Below are 20,732 nucleotides of genomic sequence, written 5' to 3'. Positions count from 1 at the left end.
ATGAGTTTTATGGTTGGGCTTAAATGCAAGGAATGCGGAAGAGAATATCCAAAAGAAGCTCTTTTCGTATGCGAATATTGCTTCGGATCTCTTGAAGTCACCTATGATTACGAAAAGATCAAAAAACACTTGTCCCGCGAGGTAATAGAGACCCGCGGAAAAAATCTTTGGAGGTACAGGGAGCTTCTTCCAATTGACGGGAAACCAACCGATGGGTTGTACTCGGGCTATACTCCTTTAATTAGAGCCGATAATTTGGCCAAAAAACTCGGGGTTAAAGAACTTTACCTAAAAGACGATTCGGTTTGTCCTCCAACCCTTTCATTTAAAGATAGGGTGGTATCCGTCGCATTATCCCGCGCAAAAGAACTCGGGTTTAAGACTGTTGCCTGCGCATCTACGGGCAATCTTGCGAATTCCGTCGCGTCCCATGCGGCAAAATCGGGACTTAAGAGTTACATCTTTATTCCACATGATCTTGAACTTGGAAAAGTTGTCGGGACGCTTATTTATTCTCCTAATTTAATATCTGTTGAAGGCAATTATGATGAAGTTAACAGGCTATGCTCCGAGATCGCCAGCAAATATAAATGGGCATTTGTTAATATTAATATTCGCCCATATTATGCGGAAGGGTCGAAGACCCTGGGTTTTGAGATAGTGGAACAGCTTGGATGGAAGACGCCGCAGCATTTGATATCACCGTGCGCGGGCGGTTCACTTATAACCAAGATCTATAAGTCATTTAAAGAATTCCACAAAATAGGTTTGATCGACAAGCCAAAAACAAAATTTTACGCGGCTCAAGCCACAGGTTGTGCGCCTATCGTTAACATGATAAAAGAAAAAGCCGAGATCATGAAGCCTGTTAAGCCAAAAACTATCGCAAAATCATTGGCGATCGGCAATCCCGCCGATGGATATTATGCTAAAGCTACTGTCGAAGAAACAGGCGGGTGGGCAGAGTCGGTAACTGACGAAGAAATAGTCGATGCTATAAAATTACTTGCCTGTACTGAAGGAATATTTACCGAAACTGCAGGCGGCGTGACCGTTGGTACCGCAAAGAAGCTTATTGAGCAGGGTGTTATTCCAAAAGATGAGTCTATGGTTATCTGTATAACCGGAAATGGCTTAAAAACCCAGGAAGCGATACAAAATCACATTGGAAAACCGACAAAGATCAAGGCGACATTAAAATCGTTCGAGGAGGAAGTTAAATTATGAGCGTAAAAATAAGGATCCCACAGCCTTTACAGAAGGTAACCAACGGGAAAGATATCGTCGAGGCAGCAGGCGCCGATGTAAAAACATTGCTATCAGATCTTGATTCCAAATTTCCAGGAATAAAAGACAGGATATGCGACGAATCGGGGAAAGTCAGGCGTTTTATTAATATTTATGTCAACGAAGAGGACATTAGATTTTTGCAGGGTGAAGCGACTGAAATTAAAGAAAATGACGAAGTCTCAATTATCCCAGCGATTGCCGGAGGATCCAAGTGAGCTTAACCGAAGATCAAATAGAGCGATATAGCAGGCAGATCTTATTGCCGCATATCGGCGGGAAAGGCCAAGAAAAACTTTTAGCCTCCAAAGTCTTGGTATTGGGTGCGGGGGGACTGGGTTCTCCAATCGCAGCCTATCTTGCAGGAGCAGGGGTCGGCACATTAGGAATAGTTGATTCCGATGTTGTTGAGATGAATAATCTTCACAGGCAAATAATATATACGACAGACGATATCGGAAAAGAGAAAGCTACCGTTGCCGCTGCAAGGCTTTCTAAAATGAACACTGATATAAAAATTATCCCTCTTGTCATGAGGCTTACATCCGCAAATATAATGGATGTCATCAAGGATTACGATATCATTGTTGATGGCACCGATAACTTTCCTACCAGATACTTGGTAAACGATGCCTGTGTTCTAACAAACAAGCCGTTAGTTCATGGAGCTTTCTTTAGGTTTGACGGCCAAGCGATGGTCATTAAGCCGCACGAAGGCCCTTGTTATCGATGTATGTTCTCGGAACCCCCGCCTCCAGGATCTGTCCCATCATGCCAAGAAGCGGGAGTGCTCGGAGCTTTGGCTGGTGTTATAGGTCTTATTCAGGCTACGGAAACATTAAAGCTTATTTTAGGGATAGGCGAGCCGCTAATCGGCAAAATGATAATATTCAGTTCTCTTGAGATGAGTTTTAGAAAAGTGAAAGTTCCAAGGGATAAGACGTGTCCTGTTTGCGGTGAGAATCCGACTGTTACAAAGTTGATCGATTACGAATGGTTCTGTGGTCTAAAAAAGGAGGTCGTATAAAATGGCAAAAAAATCAAAAAAATTGATCAAGCTGACTTTCCCTCAAGATCAGATAAAAAAACCGGTGATATTTAATATGGCTATGAAATACAATATCGTGCCAAATATCCGCCGCGCTAGAGTTACCGAAAAGATCGGTGAGATGGTACTAGAGCTCGTTGGTGAAGAAAAAGCCTTGGATCAAGGGATCAAATATTTGTCCAAGGCCGGAGTGATAGTTGAACCGATCTTTGGGGATATTATTGAATAAATCGAATCTAATCGAGATATACGGTCCTATAAAAAAAGAACTTCTTCAAATTGAAAAAAGGCTTCATACTCTACTATCACGCGACGCCGACAAGTATGTAGCCGAGATCGGAAACTATATTCTAAAAAAACCGGGGAAAAGGCTTCGCCCCGCTTTAGTATTATTATCCGCGAGATTGGGATCATCTATTAAACCAAAAGTAATTGATCTAGCGGCCGCAATTGAGCTCATTCATACTGCGACATTAATCCATGATGATATTATCGACAGAGCGGAAAAAAGGCGCAGCCAAAAATCAGTTAATATAAAATACGGCAGGGATGCGGCAATATTATTCGGTGATTTCCTCTATTCTAAAGCTTTTGAATTAATTGCGTCTCTCAATTCCGTTCCTATCATAATGCTTTTGCTTAAAAACGCAGGGACTATCTGCCGAGGAGAGATTGAACAGCTCCATAAGCCCCAGAATTCCATCATGAAAATTAATGATTATTTAAAAATCATTGAGGAAAAGACCGCTTCCTTGTTCGCGACTTGCTGCGAAGCGGGTGCGATCCTTTCAGGCTCATCAGGTAAAAATATCTTAGCTCTAAAGCAATATGGGCATAACTTGGGAATGGGATTTCAAATAATCGATGATTATCTTGATATGGCAGGGGACGAGCCGCGCGTCGGGAAGGAAGTCGCTGTAAAATATTGCAATTTAGCAGCATCCAAATTAAGCGGCATTAGATCAAGCGCCGCGAAGTCAAGTTTAATCAAGCTTTCGGGTTTTGTCCTAGGGCAAGCAAACTAGATCTGCTCGAGGATCCGATTGATATCCACGTATTTTTCGATAAGATCGTCAGTTGCTTTTATTTTTTCAATATCCATTGGCCTGATCTTAACTATAAGATCATGGATGTATGAAGCCACGGTGAAAGTATCTTCTTTTACTTGGATGATCGGGATATCAAAGTCGTTGATTAGTTTTAGTACATGCCGGTGAGGGGTAACATTTCCTGTTAATATTATGCCCGATACTCCATAATCGCCGGCTTGTTCGCCCAATGATCCGGATACTGCCGTTAAGATAAGATCTTCGCGGCTTCCGGGAGTGATAAGTAATGTTCCTCTTCCAAAGTATTTTAGAGCCTCGTGCGGAGGCATTGCGCCAATTATCATTCGATGGACATTGTTGGTTAGGCCTTCTTCTCCGCTTAACAGCTTTCCGTCAAGATCTTCCAAAAGCTGCTGCATGGTGGGATTTGAAAGAGATTCTTTGTAAGGAATAACCCCCAATACTTCTATTTTCTTACGCGCAAGGCCGGCTCTTACATATTTATTTATTTTTGCGTATTTCTTTTCGTGAACCTTGTTGATTATGACGCCTAATACTTCAACGCCTTTCTCATCAAACATTGCTTTATTGAGCATTATCTCGTCAATTGGTTTTCCAATGCCCCCAATTGAGACAATTATTACTTTTGATTTTAAGAGTGAGGCTACATCGGAGTTTGACATGTCAAATACGGCGCCAACACCTGCGTGGCCGGTGCCTTCGATCAATACGAAATCATTTGCCTGGGCTATTTGATGGAATGACTTTTTGATCTTTCTGATGAGGGTTTCTTTTCTTCCGTGATTGATATAGTCTTCCGTAAATCCTTGAGGGACGGCAACCGGGCTCATATCGGTTAGCTTGTCTTTTAGCGAATAAACCTGGCTCATAAGTACCGCGTCTTTGTCGACTTTCTTACCGCCGATCACAAGATAATGCTGGCCGACGGGCTTTATGTAACCAACTTTCTTAATTCTTTTCTTGAGAACGGACATCAATCCTAACGATGTGATCGTCTTTCCGTCGTTTTGTCTTGTCGCCGCTATATATATTTTCTTTTGTGTCATTTATGTTCGCCTGCTATAGAATGTTTTAATTTTGATTTAAAGAAAGAAATTTCCCTTCTTTTTTGGCTTTTTTATTATTGCTGGGGATGTGCTTTTAAAAAGCATTTATTATTTTTTGTGGCTTAGTTTTTTCTCTATCCATGAAAACACCTCTGAATTTCTGCCGATGATATATTGTAGCCCTTCGACAGGCTCGGGGCAAGGGTTAAAAAACATATTGGATCGAATAGGTTGGGACAATTTTCTTAGGGCATACTTCGCTAGGCATGACAAATTATCAAATTTTATGATATTATATCTTTAAGAAAATATGGAGGGATAAACAATGACAGAAAAGGTTATAGAAAAAAATAAAATTAAATTTGTGCCAATTCCCGAGAAGATCGCAAAGGATGTCGGCCTCTTTGCCGGTAGCCATGTTGAAATTACGGATGACGGGTATCATATTATTTTAACGCCAAAAAGGTTTGATGATGAAGGATATTCCAAAGAAGAATTAGACAAGATTGAGAAAATATCCAAAGAAAAACGTGGCAAGATATTCAAAAGCGGAAACGATTTTGTTAAATATTTGAATAAAATATCGAAAAAATGAGATTTTATTCTACGCCGTCATTTTTAAGGCACTTCAAGAAATTGGATGCAATAAAATAAAAAAGTGTCAATGAGGCCGTCAAAGAGCTGATAAATCTTTACGATTCAGGCATAAACCATAAAGGGCTGGGGTTAAAACAGTTGCGTAGCCATTTATGGGAAATAAGGTCTTCTTTGAAAGATAGGATTTTATTCTCGATTCACAAAGATATTGCTTCATTTATCTTGGTTGGCAGCCATGATGACGTTCGCAAGCATTTAAAAAACGTATAACTTGGACTTGATTATCCTTAAGATAATCTTTTTTTAGCCACAGCGCCCTTTAATTTTTGGATAGAGTATGTCGGGACGATCTTTTTAGGACAAACTTCACTGCAATTAAATAGCGTGTGGCATCGAAATATTCCGTGTTCGGAATCAACGATCTCCGCTCTTTCTTTTTTCGCGGTATCCCTTGAATCTGCATAAAATCTATAAGCTTTAGTTAATGCGGCAGGGCCTAAGAACTTTCCGTCGAGCGCTGACATTGTACAGGCCGAATAACATGCACCGCAAAGGATGCAATTTACCATCTCGTCTATCTTTTCTCTTTCTTTTATGGACTGAAGCCTTTCTTTCTCGGGCTCAACCGAATGATTTATAAGATATGGTTTGATCTTCTCGTATTTCTCAAAGAAATTGTCCATATCAACCACGAGATCTTTAATTATTTTTTGATGTGGGAGCGGGGAGACCGTAATTGTTTTTGAATTAAGGGTTTTTATGAGCGTTTGGCAGGCTAATCTGTTCCGTCCGTTAATATGCATGGCGCACGATCCGCAAACAGCCCCTCTACATGAGTATCTAAATGATAGCGATCCGTCCAGGTTTTCCAAAATATAGAAAAGTGCTTCGAGAACCGACATTTCTTTGTTGTCGGCAACGGAGTAAGTCTGAAATCTAGGCTCTCGATCAACATCAGGATCAAATCTTTCAATTTTAAATGTGATCATTAGTATTTCCTCGCTTCAGGAGTGAATTTTGAAATATTTACATCCCTATATTCAAGTTTTGGGCCATCTTCCGTATGATAGGCGATCGTATGCTTTAAGAATTTGGCGTCATCACGAGTCGGGAAGTCTGTCCTAAAATGCGAGCCGCGGCTTTCTTCACGCATCAACGCACCTTTTAGAATAACTTCAGCTAAAACCAGTTTTCCTTCAAGCTCTAAGTTCCTCAATAGATCTAAGTTGAATTTCTTTGATTTCGATAATAGATGAATTGTCTTATATCTTTCTTTTAATTCCTTGATCTTAACGACCCCTGCTTCAAGCTTTGCTTTATCTCTGAAAACCCCGGCGTTCGTAACCATCATGGCTTTTAATTCCGACCTGATCTTACTTGGATTTTCTTTGCCCGTGGAATTTTCGAGTGCATTAACTTTGGCTTTTACTCTTTTTAGCTCCGCATCTATTGCTGTTGTACAATCTTTCTTGGGTTTGCTCTTTAGATAGATCGCGGCATAATGCCCGGCTCGTTTTCCAAAAACTATCGTATCGAGAAGGGAATTACCTCCTAATCTGTTTCCGCCGTGTACGGAAACACAGGCGCTCTCGCCCGCGGCGTAAAGGCCCGAAACTTCCGTTTCACAATCTTTGTTGCATGCAATACCGCCCATTGAATAATGCTGACCGGGTTGGATTGGGATTGGCTTTTCAACAGGATCTAGCCCCGCAAAATAAATGCATATATCTCTTATGCCAGGCAATCTTTCGGCGATTTTCTCGCGGCCTAGGTGAGTTAGGTCCAAATGGACATAAGCATTATCAAATCCGCGGCCTTCATTGATCTCGGTCTGTATCGATCTCGCTACGATATCGCGAGGGGCCAATTCCATCACATTTGGCGTATAGTTTTTCATAAATCTGTCACCATTCTTGTTTCTCAAGTATCCACCTTCGCCACGAGCACCTTCGGTCATCAATATGTTTGTTCCATAAAGGGTTGTGGGATGGAATTGAACAAATTCCAGGTCTTTTAGCGGAACGCTCGCTGTCATGTACGGAAATGCCATTCCTGAACCAGTATTTATTATTGCGTTTGTTGAATTGCCGTAAATTCTTCCGTACCCGCCGGTCGCAATTATTACCGAATCGGCCGAAAATGATTCGATCTCGCCTGTTTTAATGTTTAAAGTAATTATTCCGCAAACAGAATTGTCAGATCTGACGACCGATAGTAGTAGAGATTCTTCATAAACTTTGATCCCTTCATAAACCGATCTTTCGCACATTGTGTGGAGTAGGGCGTGGCCTGTAATATCTGTTGCGTAGCATGTTCTTGGGAATGCGGCGCCGCCGAATGGGCGTTGAGCTATTTTTCCATCTTTTGTTCTCGAAAATGGCGTTCCCCAATGCTCCATTTCGTACACAATCCCAGGTGCTTCTTGTGTCATGACTTCAACTGCATCTTGATCCGCTAAGAAATCCGAACCCTTCACAGTATCAAAAGCATGGCTATTGGTTGAATCTTCCGATGCGTTCCCAAGTGCCGCATTAATGCCGCCTTGAGCCGCTATAGAGTGCGACCTGACGGGCTGAACGCGCGATATTATCGCGACATCTAATCCATTCTTTTTGGCTTCAAGCGCCGCGCGAAGGCCGGATAATCCTGATCCTACTACTATTATTTGATGATGAACGCCCATAATCCTTTAACTCCTATCATCGAAAATATAATTCCGACTACAATCAATGTCCAAGAGATCCAATTTTCATATTTGTCGGCAGTTTCGAAATCAAGCAATACCATGCGAAGGCCATTTAAACCATGGATAAGCCCAAGAAGTAGGAGAGATGAGTCGGCGATGAAGAATATCAGGTTTGATAAGTGGATCGCTATGCCATTAAAAAGAATTGGCTGGCCCAAGTCCTTATAATGGACGAAATATATATGGAGCAAAAGAATTACAAACAGCAATCCAGCTGTAATTCTTTGAAGAAACCATAACCAGAAAGCTTTTTTTTCCATAAACTCCTCTATCTCACCCCCTCTCATTCTCCCCCTTAACAAGGGGGAGATGTCCCGAGCTCTCTCGATGGACAGAGGGGGTCATCTACCATTTAAAAATAAACGGCAACGTTATGAATAAAGTATATGTCCAGATCATAAAAGCTATAGCGACGATCGTCCAAAGAATGGATTTTTGATTGCGTATGCCTATTCCCATATCAAAAAGCAAGACTCTGAATCCATTTAAACCGTGAAAGAGCACTGCAGCTAGAAGTAATAGGTCTAACGCGATAAATGGGGGAGATGTAAGTTTTGTAAGAAGTACATTGAAAGTTTCCGGTCCTTTAAGCGATGTTGAAATTACGCATATATGCATTAAAAGATAAAAAATAAGAGCAAGTCCTGTGACCCTGTGTAGTAAATATGCCCACATGCCAACGCCTGATCTGTATGCGAGAAATGCTTCTTTAGATGGTTTTTTGTATTCGAACATTGTATTATGATATATCCGTAAGAGTTCTTTGTCAAAAATATTTCTTGTCTAGAGCTTCTTTTACCATCTGAGGGATCTGCGCTGTTGTTTCCGCTATCGGGACTCCGGCTTTGGTTAGTGTCCTGACTTTTGATTCGGCGGTGCCGAAGCCTCCGGATATTATAGCCCCCGCATGTCCCATCTTTTTGCCTTCAGGTGCAGAACGTCCGGAAATAAACGCAATAACAGGTTTTTTCATTTTTGTTGCAATATATTCTGCTGCGACTTCTTCATCGTTGCCGCCGATCTCGCCAACCAATACAACAACCTTGGTTTGAGGGTCGGCATCAAAATCCGGCAATAGTTCTACAAATGTTGAGCCAATAATTGGATCGCCGCCGATACCCACACAAGTTGATTGACCGATGCCGATCTTAACAAGTCCCGCGACGATCTCATATGTAAGCGTTCCCGATCGTGAAATTATGCCCACAGGACCTTCTTTAAAAATATGGCCGGGCATGACTCCTAGTTTTGCAGAAAATGGGGTAGTGATCCCCGGACAGTTTGGGCCGATCATTCTGACTCCTGCTTCTTTTAGCATTGGAGTAACTTCGACTATATCCTTGAACGGAATTCCTTCGGTAATAGTGACTATGACTTTTATTCCAGCGTCAATCGCCTCTATTATCGCCGATTTGGCATATGGTGCGGGCACAAAAATAATTGATGCATTGCCATTTGTTTTTTCTTTGGCTTCGGCTACAGTATTGTAAACATTGATCCCCAGAACTTGCTGGCCGCCCTTGCCTGGGGTGACTCCTGCCACAACTTTTGTTCCGAATTTGATCATTTGTTCGGTATGGAAGAGTCCTTCGCGTCCTGTAATTCCTTGAACGATAAGACGCGTATCTTTCCCAACTAATATGCTCATTTAGTCAGCTCCACGATTTTCTTTGCACCCTCGGCCATTGAGGCCGCGTAATTTAGAAAAGATGTCTGTTTCAGGAGTTGTTTTCCTTCTTCTTCCCTGGTGCCGGTAAGTCTTATGACCATTGGAACTTTTACGCCGATCTTTTTACGTGCTGCAATAATGCCATTAACAACTTCATCACAGCGAGTGATCCCTCCAAAAATATTGAAAAATATCCCTTTAATATTGGGATCTTGACGCAGGAGCTCTAAGCAACTGGCAACCGCATCTGCCTTTGAGCCGCCGCCAAGGTCAAGAAAACAGGCTGGTTCTCCGCCGACTCTTTTTACTTCATCCATTGTTGTCATGACAAGGCCTGCTCCGTTTCCTAGAATTCCGATCGACCCGGGAAGTCGTACATATGCGATCTTTCGTCGTCTTGCTTCGGCTTCGAGCGGATCTTCGTCACTGGATTCCTGGAAAGCGGCTAATTCTTTTTGGCGGAATAGGGCATTGTCGTCGATCACAACTTTGGCGTCTAGCGCAATAAATTCACCAGATTTCGTCCTTACAAGCGGATTGATCTCGGCCAGCGTTGCATCAGATTGATAATAAAGTTCGTAAAGTCTTTCAATTATTTCTGTTGGGATTTCAGATATGACCCCCTCTATAATCTCCCCCTTATTAAAGGGGAGATGTCCCGAGTCCTGAGCGAAGTCGAAGGGTCGAGGGACAGAGGGGGTAATTATGATTTTGATGATCTTTTCAGGATTTGTCTTTGCGACTTCCTCTATCTCGACACCGCCTTCTTCCGAGAAAATAAGAACATTGCTTTTGGTGGTTCTATTGAGAGTTATGCCCAAGTAATATTCTTTTTCAAACTCCAAGGCTCCGGCAACCAGGATTTTTTTAACGATCAGTCCTTTTAGGTTCATTCCAAGGATCGCAGATGAGATAGTCTTGACTTCATCGAAGGTCCTGGCGATCTTGACTCCACCGGCTTTGCCACGGCCTCCGATCTGGACTTGGGCTTTGATGACGACAGGTAATCCGATCTCTTCCGCGATTATCGAGGCGTCTTCAACTGTTTCTGCGACAGTCCCTTTCGGCACCGGAATCCCAAATTTTGCCATTAGATTTTTTGCTTGATATTCGAAAAGCTTCATTTTATTTCCTATAAGTATGGAACCGAGAATTCATTCTCAGGTTCCATCAAATTATCTGAGGGCGTCTTGTCCCATTTTGAAACCTATCTCCAATGCAATCTTATTTTGTTCTCTTGTTTTTTCGGGGACATTTTTTTCAACAGCTTTAGCCAGGTTCTCAAGGGATACGATCTTTGTAATTGACGATATCGCGCCAAGAGCGATTATATTGCCGTAAATTGTTTTGCCAAGCTCTGCTTTTGCCGAATCGTTGATCTTTATTTCATAAACTTTATATTTTCCGAGAGGGATATTTTTTACTCCGAACGGATCTATTATCAAAATCCCGCCGTCTTTAAGGTTCGATAGATATTTATTCAGGGATTCTTGGGTTAAAGCCAACAATAGATCGAGATTTGTGACTTTTGGATAGTCTATCTGCTCATCCGATACTACAACTTCGGAGCGGCTTGCTCCACCGCGGGCTTCAGGGCCGTAAGATTGGGTTTGTGTCGCAAATTTACCTTGATAAATAGCGATCCCTTCGGCGAGGATCTTTCCGCACAGGATCATTCCTTGCCCGCCGCTGCCGCTTAAGCATATTTCGTATCTGCTCATTTGCTTTTTTCTCTTTCGATCAATTGTGTGTATTTTTCTGTGTATTCGGGAGCTGGTTTATTATAAAGTTCTCCTATGACGAACTTGCCTTGTTTTTCTTCGTCTGTCATCATGTTCCATTGCTTGATGTTTCTCGCGTTGTCTCGCTGTAGTTTTAGCATATCAACAGCATCAGGTGTTTTATTGAGCCTTCCATAATATACAGGGCAGGCGGTTACAACCTCTATGAATGAGAATCCTTTGTTCTCAATGCCTTTTTGAATGAGAAGCGGCGTTTGCGTTGCGTGAAACGTTGTCGATCGTGCAACATATGAAGCTCCCGCCGCGCGGGTTAATTCGCACAGGTCAAACGAATTATCTAAATTGCCGTATGGCGATGTTGCCGCAATATCGTTTTGCGGGGTTGTCGGGGAAAATTGGCCTCCTGTCATTCCGTAAATCGAGTTGTTGAATACGACAACCGTCAGATCGATATTTCGCCTTGCCGCGTGGATCAGGTGATTTCCGCCGATCGCAGAGCAATCGCCATCACCCGTCAAAACAATAACAGTTTTTTCAGGCTTTGCCATTTTGATGCCTGTTGCAAATGTTATCGCCCTGCCGTGGGTCGTGTGTACCGTATTAAAATCTACATATCCCGCCGAACGCGACGAGCATCCGATGCCGGAAACTACCGCGACATTGTTTGGATCAAGCCCAAGCTTATCAATTGCTGTTAATACTGATCTTAAAATAATACCGTTACCGCATCCTGGGCACCAGATATGCGGGAACTTATCCATCCTTAAATGATTTGTTATATCCGACATTCTTTAATCTTTTCCTTGATAGGATCAGGTGAAATAAGAAGGCCATTGGCTATATTTACGCCAACAACGCTAGCTTTGCCCGCGACTGCGCGTTCAACTTCGAGCCTTATTTGCCCTAAATTCATCTCTGCGACAATAATTGTTTTAATTTTTGAGGCTAATTCTCTAATTTCTTTTTCAGGGAATGGAAATAGGGTGGTTAACTTTACATGCCCCGCATTTAATTCCCTTGCCGCTTGTCTTGCGGACCTAAATGTTGATCCATACGATAAAACAGCGACGTCGCAATCTTTGGGAAGATCAATTTCTATGCCTTTTATCTCCTCATATGCGGATCCAACTTTATTATGGAGCCTCTTGATGCATTTTTCGACAATTGAAGGCGATGCTGTCGGGAAACCGGTTTCGTCATGATATAAGCCTGTTACATTGAACCTGAAACCGTCAAAAAAGTTCGGGATAACCGGGACTTCATCATCTTTTTCAACTTTATAAGGCTTATAAGTCGATTTATCAACCGAATTGCTTGGAAGCTTTCTGTTTATGATATTTACTTGATCAGGAATTTCAACTCTTTCTCTCATGTGGGCGATTACTTCATCAGGCGCAAGTATGACCGATGTTCTTAATTTTTCCGACAGGTTGAAAGCTTTAACGGTCAGCTCGAAATATTCTTGTACTGTTGATGGCGTAAGGACGATCGCCGGATGGTCTCCATGTGTTCCCCATCTTGCCTGCATTACATCGGATTGGGCAGGGGAGGTTGGAAGTCCGGTTGATGGGCCACCTCGCATTACATTTACAATGACGCACGGAATTTCTGCAATAACAGCGTATCCTATATGTTCTTGCTTTAGCGAAAATCCGGGACCTGATGTCGCGGTTAAGGCTTTTGTCCCGCATAAAGAAGCCCCAATGACAGCGCCCATACTGGCGATCTCATCTTCCATTTGAATAAATCTTCCGCCTAAGCGCGGGAGTTTTTTTGCCATGCCTTCGGCGATCTCTGTTGATGGGGTAATGGGGTAGCCGGCAAAAAAGCGGCAGCCGACGGCAAGCGCGCCTTCGACGCAAGCTTCATTCCCTTGCAGAAATTTTGACACTTATTTGATTTCCTTCGGTTTGATCTCGATCGCGAAGTCGGGGCATCTGATGACGCAAAGATTACAATTATTGCATTTTTCAGGATTTGTAATTACTGGGCCGCCGAGCTCGTCTTGCGTATATACTCCTGTCGGGCAGAATGGGATGCATATCCCGCAATTCTTGCAAAATGACCTGTTTACTTTTATATCAAATTTTTGTTCTTTCTTCTGTTCGGGCATTTATTATAGTTTCGCGATATCTTCAAACTTGATATCAGCGCCGACGACCCCGAGTATTGTTCCTTTTTTATCTTTTATAGGAGCAGATACCGTGATACAAAGTTTATTAGTAAGTTTTGAAGTGTAGAAGTCGGAAACAATAGCGGCTCCTTCTTCTATGGCGCCCTTAAACCATGGGCGGTCGGAATAAATTTCTTCCGGCGATAATTTCTTGAACAATTCCACATCTTGAGGATGAACGATCTTCTTTGTAGTCATGATGCCGTTCTTTCCTATAACATATATAAATTGGATGAATTTATGAAGTTTTAAGAATTCCTGCAAGCCTGGTTCTTGTTTTTCCGGGTCCATAGTCTTTATTTCTTTTCTTTCGGCAAGGTCCTCTATCAGATGTTTTGCCATCTTCTCGGCGGTTTTCTTTAATTTCACAAAATCGGATTCAATATATTCCGGAAGATGGATCTTTGCCTGTTCGGCCATTTCAGCTGCCGATATTGTTGTTGTCCTGCCTTCAGCATACTGGCTTGCGACCCAGTCGTTTATTTTCAGCACTGCCGGGTGGTTTTTTGGTATCTTTTGTTCTTCGGCAAGCCCGAGGTATGAATTCAGCCAGAATGCTATTCCTGCCGCTCCCGACTTATCGGTTATTGTTATGCCCATGGGTCTTTTCAATAATTTACCGGTATCGAAGATGTTGTATATTTCCTGGTTTTTGATCAATCCGTCGGCATGGATGCCGGCTGCTGTTGTATTAAATTCCGATCCGACAAAAGGATAGTTTGGCGGGATCTGGTATCCGATCTCATTTTTGAAATAATCCGCCATCTCGGTTATAGCAGTTGTGTCTATCCCGTCCGTTTTACCTTTTAGCGCGATGTATTCGAACAAAAGTCCTTCGATGGGAGGGTTTCCCGTCCTTTCACCAAATCCAAGCAGTGTGCCGTTAGCGGCGGAACAGCCATAAAGCCACGCGGTTGAAGCGTTGATCAATACTTTATGGAAATCGTTGTGCCCGTGCCATTCGAGCTGTTCCGGCGGGACGCCGCCTTCTTTGACCAATTTATAAATTAATTTGTTGACCGATCGTGGAATTGACGCGTTTTGATAAGGAACGCCGTAACCCATCGTGTCGCAAGCCCGGACTTTGATCGGGATCTTCGCTTCTTTAGACAATTCCATCAGTTTTTGGACGAATGGAAGAATGAATCCGTGAAAATCGGCGCGTGTAATATCTTCTAAATGGCATCGAGGGATGACTCCGATCTCAAGAGCGGCCTTAACTATGTCTAAATAGCTTTCCATCGCTTTTTCGCGGGTCATGCCAAGTTTTAAGTAAATATGATAATCGGATGCCGATGTTAAGATTCCCGTTTCTTTAAGTCCCATTTCTTTGACAAGCTTAAAATCCTGCTTAACCGCCCTTATCCATCCGGTAATCTCTGGGAATTCAAATCCTAATTCTTGGCATTTGCGAACGGCTTCGCGGTCTTTTTCGCTGTAGAGAAAGAACTCGCTCTGTCTGATAATGCCTTTTGGTCCGCCCATTCTGTGCAAGAAAGTAAAAATATCGACTATTTGTTTTACAGTGTATGGAGGGCGGGCTTGCTGGCCATCGCGGAAAGTCGTGCATGTGATCCAGATATTGTCAGGTGGATTTATGGGGACATCTTCGTTGTCGAAAGCGATCTTTGGGACTTCGTCGTACGGGAAATAACCTCTGAATAAATTTGGTTGAACGTTTGATTCTTTGTCAAGATCCTTGCTATTTAGCATCCACTTCATTGTATTTCCTCCCTGTAATTTTCGAAAACGAATTATTAATTATATCATAAATCGACCCCCTCTGTCCCTTCGGGACATCTCCCCCTTAATTAAGGGGGAGAATGAGAGGGAGTATGACTTGAATTTGAGAGAATGCTATAATGTAAACAAGATGATAGCCAAATATCTAAAAAGAAAGCCTAATATCCATCCGTCAGTTTTCATTGCTGACGGCGTTAAGCTTATTGGTGCGATCTCGATTAGTTCGGGTTCGAGTATCTGGTATAACACTGTTATCCGTGCTGATATTAATACTGTAAAAATTGGAAAAAACGTCAATGTCCAAGATGGTTGCTTGCTTCATTTGGAAGATGACAGGGGCATAATAATTGAAGACGGCGCGACAATAGGTCATGGGGCAATACTTCATGCGTGCACCATCAGAAAAGATGCTTTGGTCGGAATGGGTGCGATAGTATTAAATGGCGCTGTTGTAGGAGAGGGTGCAATTATAGGGGCGGGTGCCATGATTACACCGGGAACAAATATCCCAAAAAACAGTTTGGCAATTGGGATCCCAGGCAAACCTGTAAGAATATTGAAACGCGATGAAATAGAAAAGAACAAATACTGGGCGAAAAAGTATTCAGAGCTAGCGCAGGAGTATAAAAACCATGAAAGATAAGATTCTAAAAGAGATGGAGTCTTATTTTGGTGATGATCAAAAAAGAATAAATCATGCCAAGCGAGTTTTGGGATATGCCGAGAAGATAATGGAAAAAGAAGGCGGGGATCCCGATATAATTTATGCTTCCGCAATTCTTCATGATATCGGTATCCATGCCGCGGGAAAAAAATACGGGTCGACTGCAGGCAAGTACCAGGAAATTGAAGGGCCCGCGATCGCGGAACATCTATTGGCAGGAATTGGTTTTCCCGCGGATAAAGTATTTGAAGTTAAAGAGATAATAGGCAGCCATCACACCCCGGGCAAGATCAATACTATTAATTTTAAGGTTATATATGATGCCGATTGGCTTGTAAATTTGGGAGATGAATGCAATTTATCGGATGAAAAGCGCGTAAAAAATGCCATCGATAGGATCTTTTTGACTCAAGCGGGAAAGAATTTAGCGGCCGAAACCTACTTAAAAAACAAATAGCCCGAAAATAAATTTCCGGGCTATCATTTTTTGGGCCAATTTGTTTATGACTTCCACAATCCGTGAAGATTGCAGTATTCACGCGCCGTAATATTTGAGGCTTCAATTTCAAACTCGGCTTCCGGCTTGTCTCCGGGTTTCAAGAATTGCCTATAAGCCTTCCCGTCAGCCAATACTTCGATCCACATAATATAATGCTTCTCTTCCATGGGGTGGGGCAAAGACCCGACCTTGACCAAATAGCCTTTAGCTATTTTTGTAATTATCGGCACATGCTTTTCTTTCGACGCGTCAACCGTATTCTCGACCATGAGCAGCATAGGCTTCCCGCAGCATACAAGCTTGCCTCCTCCTTCATACAGCATCTCGACAACATTGCCGCATTCCGCGCATTTATAAATTTTCTTTTTTCCCATAAAATATCCTCCTTTTGCTATGGTACTAGATTTTTCCAACCAAATCCAGGCCCGGCTTCAATGTTTTCTTTCCCGGCTCCCAGCTTGCGGGGCACACCAGGCCTTTGTTGCTCCTGACAAACTCCGCCGCCTGCAGTTTTCTTAGAAGCTCTTTTGCCGAACGGCCTATGCTGTTGTCGTGGATCTCAAATGCTTTCAATATTTGGTCCGGATCAATGATGAAACTTCCCCTAAGGGATAATCCTTCTTCCTCTATGTAGGTGCCGTATTCGCGGGCTAATTTGCCCGATGGATCCGCAGCCATTGGATATTTTATTTTTTTTATCGATTCGGAATTATCGTGCCAAGCTTTATGGACGAATACCGTATCGCAGCTGACGCTTATGACCTCGGCGTTATTCTTTTTAAATTCCTCATAATTATTGGCAAGCTCTTCAAGCTCGGTGGGGCATATAAATGTAAAATCGGCCGGATAAAATATGAGCGCCAGCCATTTCCCTTCGTAATTTGACAATTTTATCTTTTTTATCTCCTCATTTTGATATGCCTGTACTTCAAAATCGATTATTTTCTGTCCTATTTTTACCATGTTATTCACCTCCTCTGCAATTATTGCATTTCCCATGGAATTCAATAGAATGGGAATCGATCATACAATTTGAGGCTATCTTAGCTTTCTTGTTCAATTCTTTATCATACGGAATATTGATATCATATACCCGTCCGCACTTCCTGCATATAAAATGAGGGTGGGGCAGGACATTGCCGTCAAACCGGTCAAAAGTACTCCCAAAGGCCAACTCTTGTATTTGGCCCTGCGCTTTCAATATCCTTAAATTTCTGTAGATGGTCCCAAGGCTTAGATTAGGAAATGTTCCCTTGATCTTCCCATATATCCAGTCGGCCGTGGGATGGCTCTTTGTTGACCTAAGCGCTTCCAATATTTTTATCCTCTGTTTGCTGTTTCGATATAATTGTTTCATAAATAATAATCGTAATGATTATTAATAATATACTAATCTACCATAATTGTCAAGCAAACTATTGTTAGATTTTACACAGCTTGAGACTAGTTAGCAATGGCCCCTTTGCTCGGAACCATCTCCTTTCGCTAATACCATTATAGCTTGTCAAGCCCCCCCCCGAGCTCAAGCTCCATTCTAATTCAGCTTAAAAGCCGATAAATAATCTTGTCATTGCGATAAAAATATTTTTTTGAACTCTTTGTTGAAATTTTGCTAACTTCTATTGGCTTCTCTCCTGCTTGAATTTTCGGCTTTTTCTCGTTTGCTATAATTGTTTTATCTTTTTCAGGAGGTGTCTTATGTTTAAAGAGTTAAAAGGTTTCGGCGGGAATCTCTTCGAGGCAGAGTTCGCAAAAAATGTTAAGGCTAATTATGCATCTCACATTCTGGTTAAATTAGCCGATTTTGATTGGTCGTTCATCCGTGATGAAGCCAAAAATTACTACAGCAATAATGGCCAACATGCTTTTGATCCGGCCCTAATGTTCAAAATCCTCTTCCTTAAGGAAGCCATGAATTTAAATTCCGATTATCAGCTCGAAGAATTAATCAACCTCCATATCCTTTTCCGCTTTTTCCTTAACGTTTCCTTTGACGACCAATTACCTGACCGCTCCACCATTGTGGTTTTTAGAAATATGCTAGTTGAAAAAGGCTTGTTTGACAAGGCCTTTCACCGAATTGTGCTCTACGCCCAGGGAAAGGGCTTTCTCAAGGATTGCTTAGGCGGAGCTGATTCTACCGTTATCGAAACTACTCAAAAAATCGATCGTTTTAAAAATCCCTTCGGAAAATATTCACTTCTTAACCGGTCTCAAGGCGTATCAGGGATAGGGACTATTTTTTTGTTTATTGCCCATTCAAATTGGCAATAGCCGAAGAGAATGTTTCTTGCGTTGTGGTTTGATCAATCCCTACAAAGATTATTCTTATTAGTTGAACTTCTCTAGCTGTGTCGTAAGCGTATTCTGAACCAGCAAATTTTAATGGCATAGCCATTATTACCACGCCTGAATCGGGCCGCAATATTTTTGTACCTTGTGCAGCTTCTCTTGCGGAAATAGGATCGAATTTTATATTTAATGGGAGGCTTTTTCCATCCGGCGCGATATCATCGCCTTGTATCGAAGAAGAATCCGAAGGTAACAATACAAATTGCGATGGTTGTAATTGCCCCCCGATGTATGTAGCAATTCCGTAAGCGCGAGCTTCTTCATTGTGTAGACGAACAAAACCCTGGACAGAAAATCTTTCATTTATTTCGGCTTCGGGCCTTGGGACCTGTACTGGATAAAAAACTGTTATAACAGGGCGAGGATCGGTTTGTGAAAATTCAACGGAATCTAAGTATGCCTGTGTTGATCTTGGATCATGTAATCCAAGAACAAATGGACGCCCGGATTTGACCCCATATAATTCATTGGTACCTATAAAACTAATATGCGGGCACATATTTAATGGTGCTTGTTGTAAATCAGGGATTCTTCTCTTTCCGACTTCAAGAGAATTTTGCATACTTCTCTCTTTATTTTCAAATTCATCGTTTGGGAACCAACTCAAGGATGGAGGTAGAACGGCGAAAGGAGTTATTTTATCGGCATTGCTGTCAGCACGAACAACTGAACCGAATTGCGGCGAGTGCGCGCTTAAATATTCAATATCGACGATCTCAATTTGCCTTCTTGAACTTTTCACTTCATCTATTGTTGCCAGCTGATATTTGTTCGAATCATGTATAAAAACCAAACCAAGAGCATCGGCCATTGGGATAGCCATTGGGATCGGTGTTTTATTTTCCGCTATTCTGTTAAGACCGAAAGTTACAGTTTGATTAAGCGCATCCAGTAATTCATGAGATGCTAGAGAGGCGTGTGCGGGAATTGATATGAGATGTTGAATTAAAATATTTGATGCGGATACTGTTAAATATTGATGGTGTTCTTGAAGTTGTCCAATTAATGTCCTTGCAGGAACATTTTGGACGGTAATTCTTGGCGGTAAACCAAGATCGGTACGCGGCGATGGAAATGCTCTACTAACAAAAAATGACATTTATCTTGCCTCCCAAAGTGTTTAATACCTCTTTGCTATATATATATCGTTAATTTTCGATGTAAATTTCATTAACAATTATATTACCTATATGTTAAAATTGCCTATATGAGTGCGCCAAGAAAGCTCGGCGTATACAGTTGGTTAAAATCCAACCTATCCAAAGTTTAGCCGACAGGATAGAACCGAACTCCAAGTGCTACGATGAAAATCGGGGTGCGGAGCAGGAGGGAAGGATGACCAGGCCATAACGCAAGTGAAGGTATACGACGGGAACTTGGGAGATCCGAAATGCGACCCCGGGTCGAGGGGAAATTATGGCACAAGTAAAAAAAAATGAGGGACTCGAAGGGGCTGTCTACACGATAACAGGGAAGGGAGAAAGCGTGCCGAACACAGAAGCGGGAATAGACACAGCTGGATTTAGGCGAGGGCGGAACGCTAATGAATGCCTGAAGGAACTGAATCATAAAATAATGAGGCAGAGAGTCAACTGGGTGATAGAGGCGGATATCAAAGGGTTCTTTGACCATGTAGACCATGAATGGATGATGAGATGTCTGGAGGAAAGGATAGTCGACCCGCCCTTTAAGAAGCTGATAGAGAGAATGCTGAAGGCAGGCATTATGGAAGGCGGGCGCTACCTAGCGAGTGAGGCCGGGACGCCACAGGGCGGGATTATCAGTCCGGTGCTGGCGAATATCTACCTGCATTATGTATTGGATTTGTGGTATGAGAAGGCGGAGCGAAAGGGGCTGAAAGGGGAAAAATTATCTGATACGCTATGCGGATGATTTTGTCATTTGCCTGCAGCACAAAGAAGAAGCCCAAAAAGTTATGGGAGATTTGAAGGGACGGCTGGGAAAGTTTGGACTGGAGACGGCGGAGGACAAGACAAGAGCGGACATGGAATTGGACATCATTCTGGGAATACGTGGGCAGGCATCCTTTGCCGCAACCGAAATTAATCTATGCTGTATATAATACTTGGTGAAAA

Annotated in this window: 27 protein-coding genes; 11 read left to right on the top strand and 16 right to left on the bottom strand. The window is 42.3% G+C overall.

The features are described 5' to 3' along the window. The 5 genes from HZC34_01730 to HZC34_01710 are packed head-to-tail and all read left to right on the top strand — an operon-like array spanning window position 1 to window position 3,360. A complete protein-coding gene (locus tag HZC34_01730) occupies window positions 1–1,227 on the top strand; it encodes a threonine synthase (protein ID MBI5700550.1) in 1,227 nt (408 codons plus the stop codon). After that, window positions 1,224–1,505, top strand: coding sequence for a MoaD/ThiS family protein (locus tag HZC34_01725; GenBank protein MBI5700549.1), 282 nt, complete (start codon window positions 1,224–1,226; stop codon window positions 1,503–1,505). The genes HZC34_01730 and HZC34_01725 overlap by 4 nt, the downstream gene beginning before the upstream one ends. Continuing rightward, window positions 1,502–2,314, top strand: a complete 813-nt coding sequence (gene moeB / locus HZC34_01720; GenBank protein ID MBI5700548.1) for a molybdopterin-synthase adenylyltransferase MoeB — start codon at window positions 1,502–1,504, stop codon at window positions 2,312–2,314. The genes HZC34_01725 and moeB overlap by 4 nt, the downstream gene beginning before the upstream one ends. A gap of 1 nt (window position 2,315) precedes the next feature. Continuing rightward, the gene (locus HZC34_01715) at window positions 2,316–2,564 is read left to right on the top strand and encodes a ferredoxin (protein ID MBI5700547.1); all 249 of its coding nucleotides are present in this window, start codon (window positions 2,316–2,318) and stop codon (window positions 2,562–2,564) included. After that, window positions 2,557–3,360: a polyprenyl synthetase family protein gene (locus HZC34_01710; GenBank protein ID MBI5700546.1), complete on the top strand. Its 804-nt coding sequence runs from the start codon at window positions 2,557–2,559 to the stop codon at window positions 3,358–3,360. Before HZC34_01715 ends, HZC34_01710 begins: the two co-directional genes overlap by 8 nt. Here the strand turns inward: HZC34_01710 and HZC34_01705 are convergent. Next, window positions 3,357–4,451, bottom strand: coding sequence for an AAA family ATPase (locus HZC34_01705; GenBank protein ID MBI5700545.1), 1,095 nt, complete (start codon window positions 4,449–4,451; stop codon window positions 3,357–3,359). The genes HZC34_01710 and HZC34_01705 overlap by 4 nt on opposite strands. 325 nt (window positions 4,452–4,776) lie before the next feature. On the opposite strand from HZC34_01705, the gene HZC34_01700 reads away from it, so the two are divergent. Next, window positions 4,777–5,046: a hypothetical protein gene (locus HZC34_01700; protein ID MBI5700544.1), complete on the top strand. Its 270-nt coding sequence runs from the start codon at window positions 4,777–4,779 to the stop codon at window positions 5,044–5,046. 289 nt (window positions 5,047–5,335) lie between these two features. Here HZC34_01700 and HZC34_01695 read toward each other — a convergent pair whose 3' ends face one another. From HZC34_01695 to HZC34_01645, 11 genes are all read right to left on the bottom strand, one after another. Beyond that, the gene (locus HZC34_01695) at window positions 5,336–6,037 is read right to left on the bottom strand and encodes a succinate dehydrogenase iron-sulfur subunit (protein MBI5700543.1); all 702 of its coding nucleotides are present in this window, start codon (window positions 6,035–6,037) and stop codon (window positions 5,336–5,338) included. Further along, the gene (locus HZC34_01690) at window positions 6,037–7,731 is read right to left on the bottom strand and encodes an FAD-dependent oxidoreductase (GenBank protein MBI5700542.1); all 1,695 of its coding nucleotides are present in this window, start codon (window positions 7,729–7,731) and stop codon (window positions 6,037–6,039) included. Before HZC34_01690 ends, HZC34_01695 begins: the two co-directional genes overlap by 1 nt. Continuing rightward, window positions 7,710–8,054: a hypothetical protein gene (locus tag HZC34_01685; GenBank protein ID MBI5700541.1), complete on the bottom strand. Its 345-nt coding sequence runs from the start codon at window positions 8,052–8,054 to the stop codon at window positions 7,710–7,712. The genes HZC34_01690 and HZC34_01685 overlap by 22 nt, the downstream gene beginning before the upstream one ends. Window positions 8,055–8,139: 85 nt before the next feature. Beyond that, the gene (gene sdhC, locus HZC34_01680; GenBank protein MBI5700540.1) at window positions 8,140–8,529 is read right to left on the bottom strand and encodes a succinate dehydrogenase, cytochrome b556 subunit; all 390 of its coding nucleotides are present in this window, start codon (window positions 8,527–8,529) and stop codon (window positions 8,140–8,142) included. A gap of 31 nt (window positions 8,530–8,560) precedes the next feature. After that, window positions 8,561–9,442: a succinate--CoA ligase subunit alpha gene (sucD, locus tag HZC34_01675; GenBank protein MBI5700539.1), complete on the bottom strand. Its 882-nt coding sequence runs from the start codon at window positions 9,440–9,442 to the stop codon at window positions 8,561–8,563. After that, on the bottom strand, window positions 9,439–10,587 hold the full coding sequence (gene sucC, locus HZC34_01670) for an ADP-forming succinate--CoA ligase subunit beta (GenBank protein MBI5700538.1): 1,149 nt from the start codon (window positions 10,585–10,587) through the stop codon (window positions 9,439–9,441). Before sucC ends, sucD begins: the two co-directional genes overlap by 4 nt. A 51-nt stretch (window positions 10,588–10,638) precedes the next feature. Then, complete coding sequence (locus HZC34_01665) at window positions 10,639–11,184, bottom strand: 2-oxoacid:acceptor oxidoreductase family protein (GenBank protein MBI5700537.1); 546 nt, start codon at window positions 11,182–11,184, stop codon at window positions 10,639–10,641. Then, window positions 11,181–11,993 (bottom strand): 2-oxoacid:ferredoxin oxidoreductase subunit beta, encoded by an 813-nt coding sequence (locus HZC34_01660; protein MBI5700536.1) that lies wholly within the window; start codon window positions 11,991–11,993, stop codon window positions 11,181–11,183. The genes HZC34_01665 and HZC34_01660 overlap by 4 nt, the downstream gene beginning before the upstream one ends. After that, the gene (locus HZC34_01655; protein ID MBI5700535.1) at window positions 11,981–13,096 is read right to left on the bottom strand and encodes a 2-oxoacid:acceptor oxidoreductase subunit alpha; all 1,116 of its coding nucleotides are present in this window, start codon (window positions 13,094–13,096) and stop codon (window positions 11,981–11,983) included. Before HZC34_01655 ends, HZC34_01660 begins: the two co-directional genes overlap by 13 nt. Further along, on the bottom strand, window positions 13,097–13,318 hold the full coding sequence (locus HZC34_01650; GenBank protein MBI5700534.1) for a 4Fe-4S binding protein: 222 nt from the start codon (window positions 13,316–13,318) through the stop codon (window positions 13,097–13,099). 3 nt (window positions 13,319–13,321) lie between these two features. Then, the gene (locus HZC34_01645; protein ID MBI5700533.1) at window positions 13,322–15,100 is read right to left on the bottom strand and encodes a histone-lysine N-methyltransferase; all 1,779 of its coding nucleotides are present in this window, start codon (window positions 15,098–15,100) and stop codon (window positions 13,322–13,324) included. A gap of 151 nt (window positions 15,101–15,251) precedes the next feature. Here HZC34_01645 and HZC34_01640 point away from each other — a divergent pair, with 151 nt between their 5' ends. Further along, window positions 15,252–15,764 (top strand): gamma carbonic anhydrase family protein, encoded by a 513-nt coding sequence (locus HZC34_01640; protein MBI5700532.1) that lies wholly within the window; start codon window positions 15,252–15,254, stop codon window positions 15,762–15,764. Then, window positions 15,754–16,242 carry an HD domain-containing protein gene (locus HZC34_01635; protein MBI5700531.1) on the top strand — a complete coding sequence of 163 codons (489 nt, stop codon included), beginning with the start codon at window positions 15,754–15,756 and terminating at the stop codon, window positions 16,240–16,242. Before HZC34_01640 ends, HZC34_01635 begins: the two co-directional genes overlap by 11 nt. A 44-nt stretch (window positions 16,243–16,286) precedes the next feature. Here HZC34_01635 and HZC34_01630 read toward each other — a convergent pair whose 3' ends face one another. The 3 genes from HZC34_01630 to HZC34_01620 are packed head-to-tail and all read right to left on the bottom strand — an operon-like array spanning window position 16,287 to window position 17,641. Then, entirely contained in the window at window positions 16,287–16,658 is a 372-nt protein-coding gene (locus HZC34_01630; protein ID MBI5700530.1) for a desulfoferrodoxin, read from the bottom strand. 25 nt (window positions 16,659–16,683) lie between these two features. Continuing rightward, the gene (locus HZC34_01625; GenBank protein ID MBI5700529.1) at window positions 16,684–17,247 is read right to left on the bottom strand and encodes a redoxin domain-containing protein; all 564 of its coding nucleotides are present in this window, start codon (window positions 17,245–17,247) and stop codon (window positions 16,684–16,686) included. Window position 17,248: 1 nt separating this feature from the next. Beyond that, window positions 17,249–17,641 (bottom strand): transcriptional repressor, encoded by a 393-nt coding sequence (locus tag HZC34_01620; protein ID MBI5700528.1) that lies wholly within the window; start codon window positions 17,639–17,641, stop codon window positions 17,249–17,251. A gap of 341 nt (window positions 17,642–17,982) precedes the next feature. Here HZC34_01620 and HZC34_01615 point away from each other — a divergent pair, with 341 nt between their 5' ends. Continuing rightward, window positions 17,983–18,558, top strand: a complete 576-nt coding sequence (locus tag HZC34_01615) for a transposase (GenBank protein ID MBI5700527.1) — start codon at window positions 17,983–17,985, stop codon at window positions 18,556–18,558. Here HZC34_01615 and HZC34_01610 read toward each other — a convergent pair. Then, window positions 18,533–19,735: a hypothetical protein gene (locus HZC34_01610; protein MBI5700526.1), complete on the bottom strand. Its 1,203-nt coding sequence runs from the start codon at window positions 19,733–19,735 to the stop codon at window positions 18,533–18,535. The genes HZC34_01615 and HZC34_01610 overlap by 26 nt on opposite strands. 317 nt (window positions 19,736–20,052) lie before the next feature. Between HZC34_01610 and HZC34_01605 the strand changes: the two genes are divergently transcribed. Together HZC34_01605 and HZC34_01600 are read left to right on the top strand one after the other, a co-directional pair. Continuing rightward, a complete protein-coding gene (locus HZC34_01605; GenBank protein MBI5700525.1) occupies window positions 20,053–20,529 on the top strand; it encodes a hypothetical protein in 477 nt (158 codons plus the stop codon). Further along, a complete protein-coding gene (locus HZC34_01600) occupies window positions 20,510–20,719 on the top strand; it encodes a hypothetical protein (GenBank protein MBI5700524.1) in 210 nt (69 codons plus the stop codon). The genes HZC34_01605 and HZC34_01600 overlap by 20 nt, the downstream gene beginning before the upstream one ends. Window positions 20,720–20,732: the final 13 nt, after the last annotated feature.

Source organism: Candidatus Saganbacteria bacterium (assembly GCA_016223245.1).
Classification (GTDB): Bacteria; Margulisbacteria; WOR-1; order XYC2-FULL-46-14; family XYC2-FULL-37-10; genus JACRPL01.
The sequence above is the reverse complement of the archived record's forward strand: the minus strand, read 5'-3'. Positions and strand labels throughout refer to the sequence as shown.

What these genes read in the sequence shown, in the direction of transcription:
- HZC34_01730 (MBI5700550.1), top strand. Translation starts at nt 1, where the DNA reads ATGAGTTTTATGGTTGGGCTTAAATGCAAGGAATGCGGAAGAGAATAT.
- HZC34_01725 (MBI5700549.1), top strand. Translation starts at nt 1,224, where the DNA reads ATGAGCGTAAAAATAAGGATCCCACAGCCTTTACAGAAGGTAACCAAC.
- HZC34_01715 (MBI5700547.1), top strand. Translation starts at nt 2,316, where the DNA reads ATGGCAAAAAAATCAAAAAAATTGATCAAGCTGACTTTCCCTCAAGAT.
- HZC34_01705 (MBI5700545.1), bottom strand. Translation starts at nt 4,451, where the DNA reads ATGACACAAAAGAAAATATATATAGCGGCGACAAGACAAAACGACGGA.
- HZC34_01700 (MBI5700544.1), top strand. Translation starts at nt 4,777, where the DNA reads ATGACAGAAAAGGTTATAGAAAAAAATAAAATTAAATTTGTGCCAATT.
- HZC34_01695 (MBI5700543.1), bottom strand. Translation starts at nt 6,037, where the DNA reads ATGATCACATTTAAAATTGAAAGATTTGATCCTGATGTTGATCGAGAG.
- HZC34_01690 (MBI5700542.1), bottom strand. Translation starts at nt 7,731, where the DNA reads ATGGGCGTTCATCATCAAATAATAGTAGTAGGATCAGGATTATCCGGC.
- HZC34_01685 (MBI5700541.1), bottom strand. Translation starts at nt 8,054, where the DNA reads ATGGAAAAAAAAGCTTTCTGGTTATGGTTTCTTCAAAGAATTACAGCT.
- sdhC (MBI5700540.1), bottom strand. Translation starts at nt 8,529, where the DNA reads ATGTTCGAATACAAAAAACCATCTAAAGAAGCATTTCTCGCATACAGA.
- sucD (MBI5700539.1), bottom strand. Translation starts at nt 9,442, where the DNA reads ATGAGCATATTAGTTGGGAAAGATACGCGTCTTATCGTTCAAGGAATT.
- sucC (MBI5700538.1), bottom strand. Translation starts at nt 10,587, where the DNA reads ATGAAGCTTTTCGAATATCAAGCAAAAAATCTAATGGCAAAATTTGGG.
- HZC34_01665 (MBI5700537.1), bottom strand. Translation starts at nt 11,184, where the DNA reads ATGAGCAGATACGAAATATGCTTAAGCGGCAGCGGCGGGCAAGGAATG.
- HZC34_01660 (MBI5700536.1), bottom strand. Translation starts at nt 11,993, where the DNA reads ATGTCGGATATAACAAATCATTTAAGGATGGATAAGTTCCCGCATATC.
- HZC34_01650 (MBI5700534.1), bottom strand. Translation starts at nt 13,318, where the DNA reads ATGCCCGAACAGAAGAAAGAACAAAAATTTGATATAAAAGTAAACAGG.
- HZC34_01645 (MBI5700533.1), bottom strand. Translation starts at nt 15,100, where the DNA reads ATGAAGTGGATGCTAAATAGCAAGGATCTTGACAAAGAATCAAACGTT.
- HZC34_01640 (MBI5700532.1), top strand. Translation starts at nt 15,252, where the DNA reads ATGATAGCCAAATATCTAAAAAGAAAGCCTAATATCCATCCGTCAGTT.
- HZC34_01635 (MBI5700531.1), top strand. Translation starts at nt 15,754, where the DNA reads ATGAAAGATAAGATTCTAAAAGAGATGGAGTCTTATTTTGGTGATGAT.
- HZC34_01630 (MBI5700530.1), bottom strand. Translation starts at nt 16,658, where the DNA reads ATGGGAAAAAAGAAAATTTATAAATGCGCGGAATGCGGCAATGTTGTC.
- HZC34_01625 (MBI5700529.1), bottom strand. Translation starts at nt 17,247, where the DNA reads ATGGTAAAAATAGGACAGAAAATAATCGATTTTGAAGTACAGGCATAT.
- HZC34_01620 (MBI5700528.1), bottom strand. Translation starts at nt 17,641, where the DNA reads ATGAAACAATTATATCGAAACAGCAAACAGAGGATAAAAATATTGGAA.
- HZC34_01615 (MBI5700527.1), top strand. Translation starts at nt 17,983, where the DNA reads ATGTTTAAAGAGTTAAAAGGTTTCGGCGGGAATCTCTTCGAGGCAGAG.
- HZC34_01610 (MBI5700526.1), bottom strand. Translation starts at nt 19,735, where the DNA reads ATGTCATTTTTTGTTAGTAGAGCATTTCCATCGCCGCGTACCGATCTT.
- HZC34_01605 (MBI5700525.1), top strand. Translation starts at nt 20,053, where the DNA reads ATGGCACAAGTAAAAAAAAATGAGGGACTCGAAGGGGCTGTCTACACG.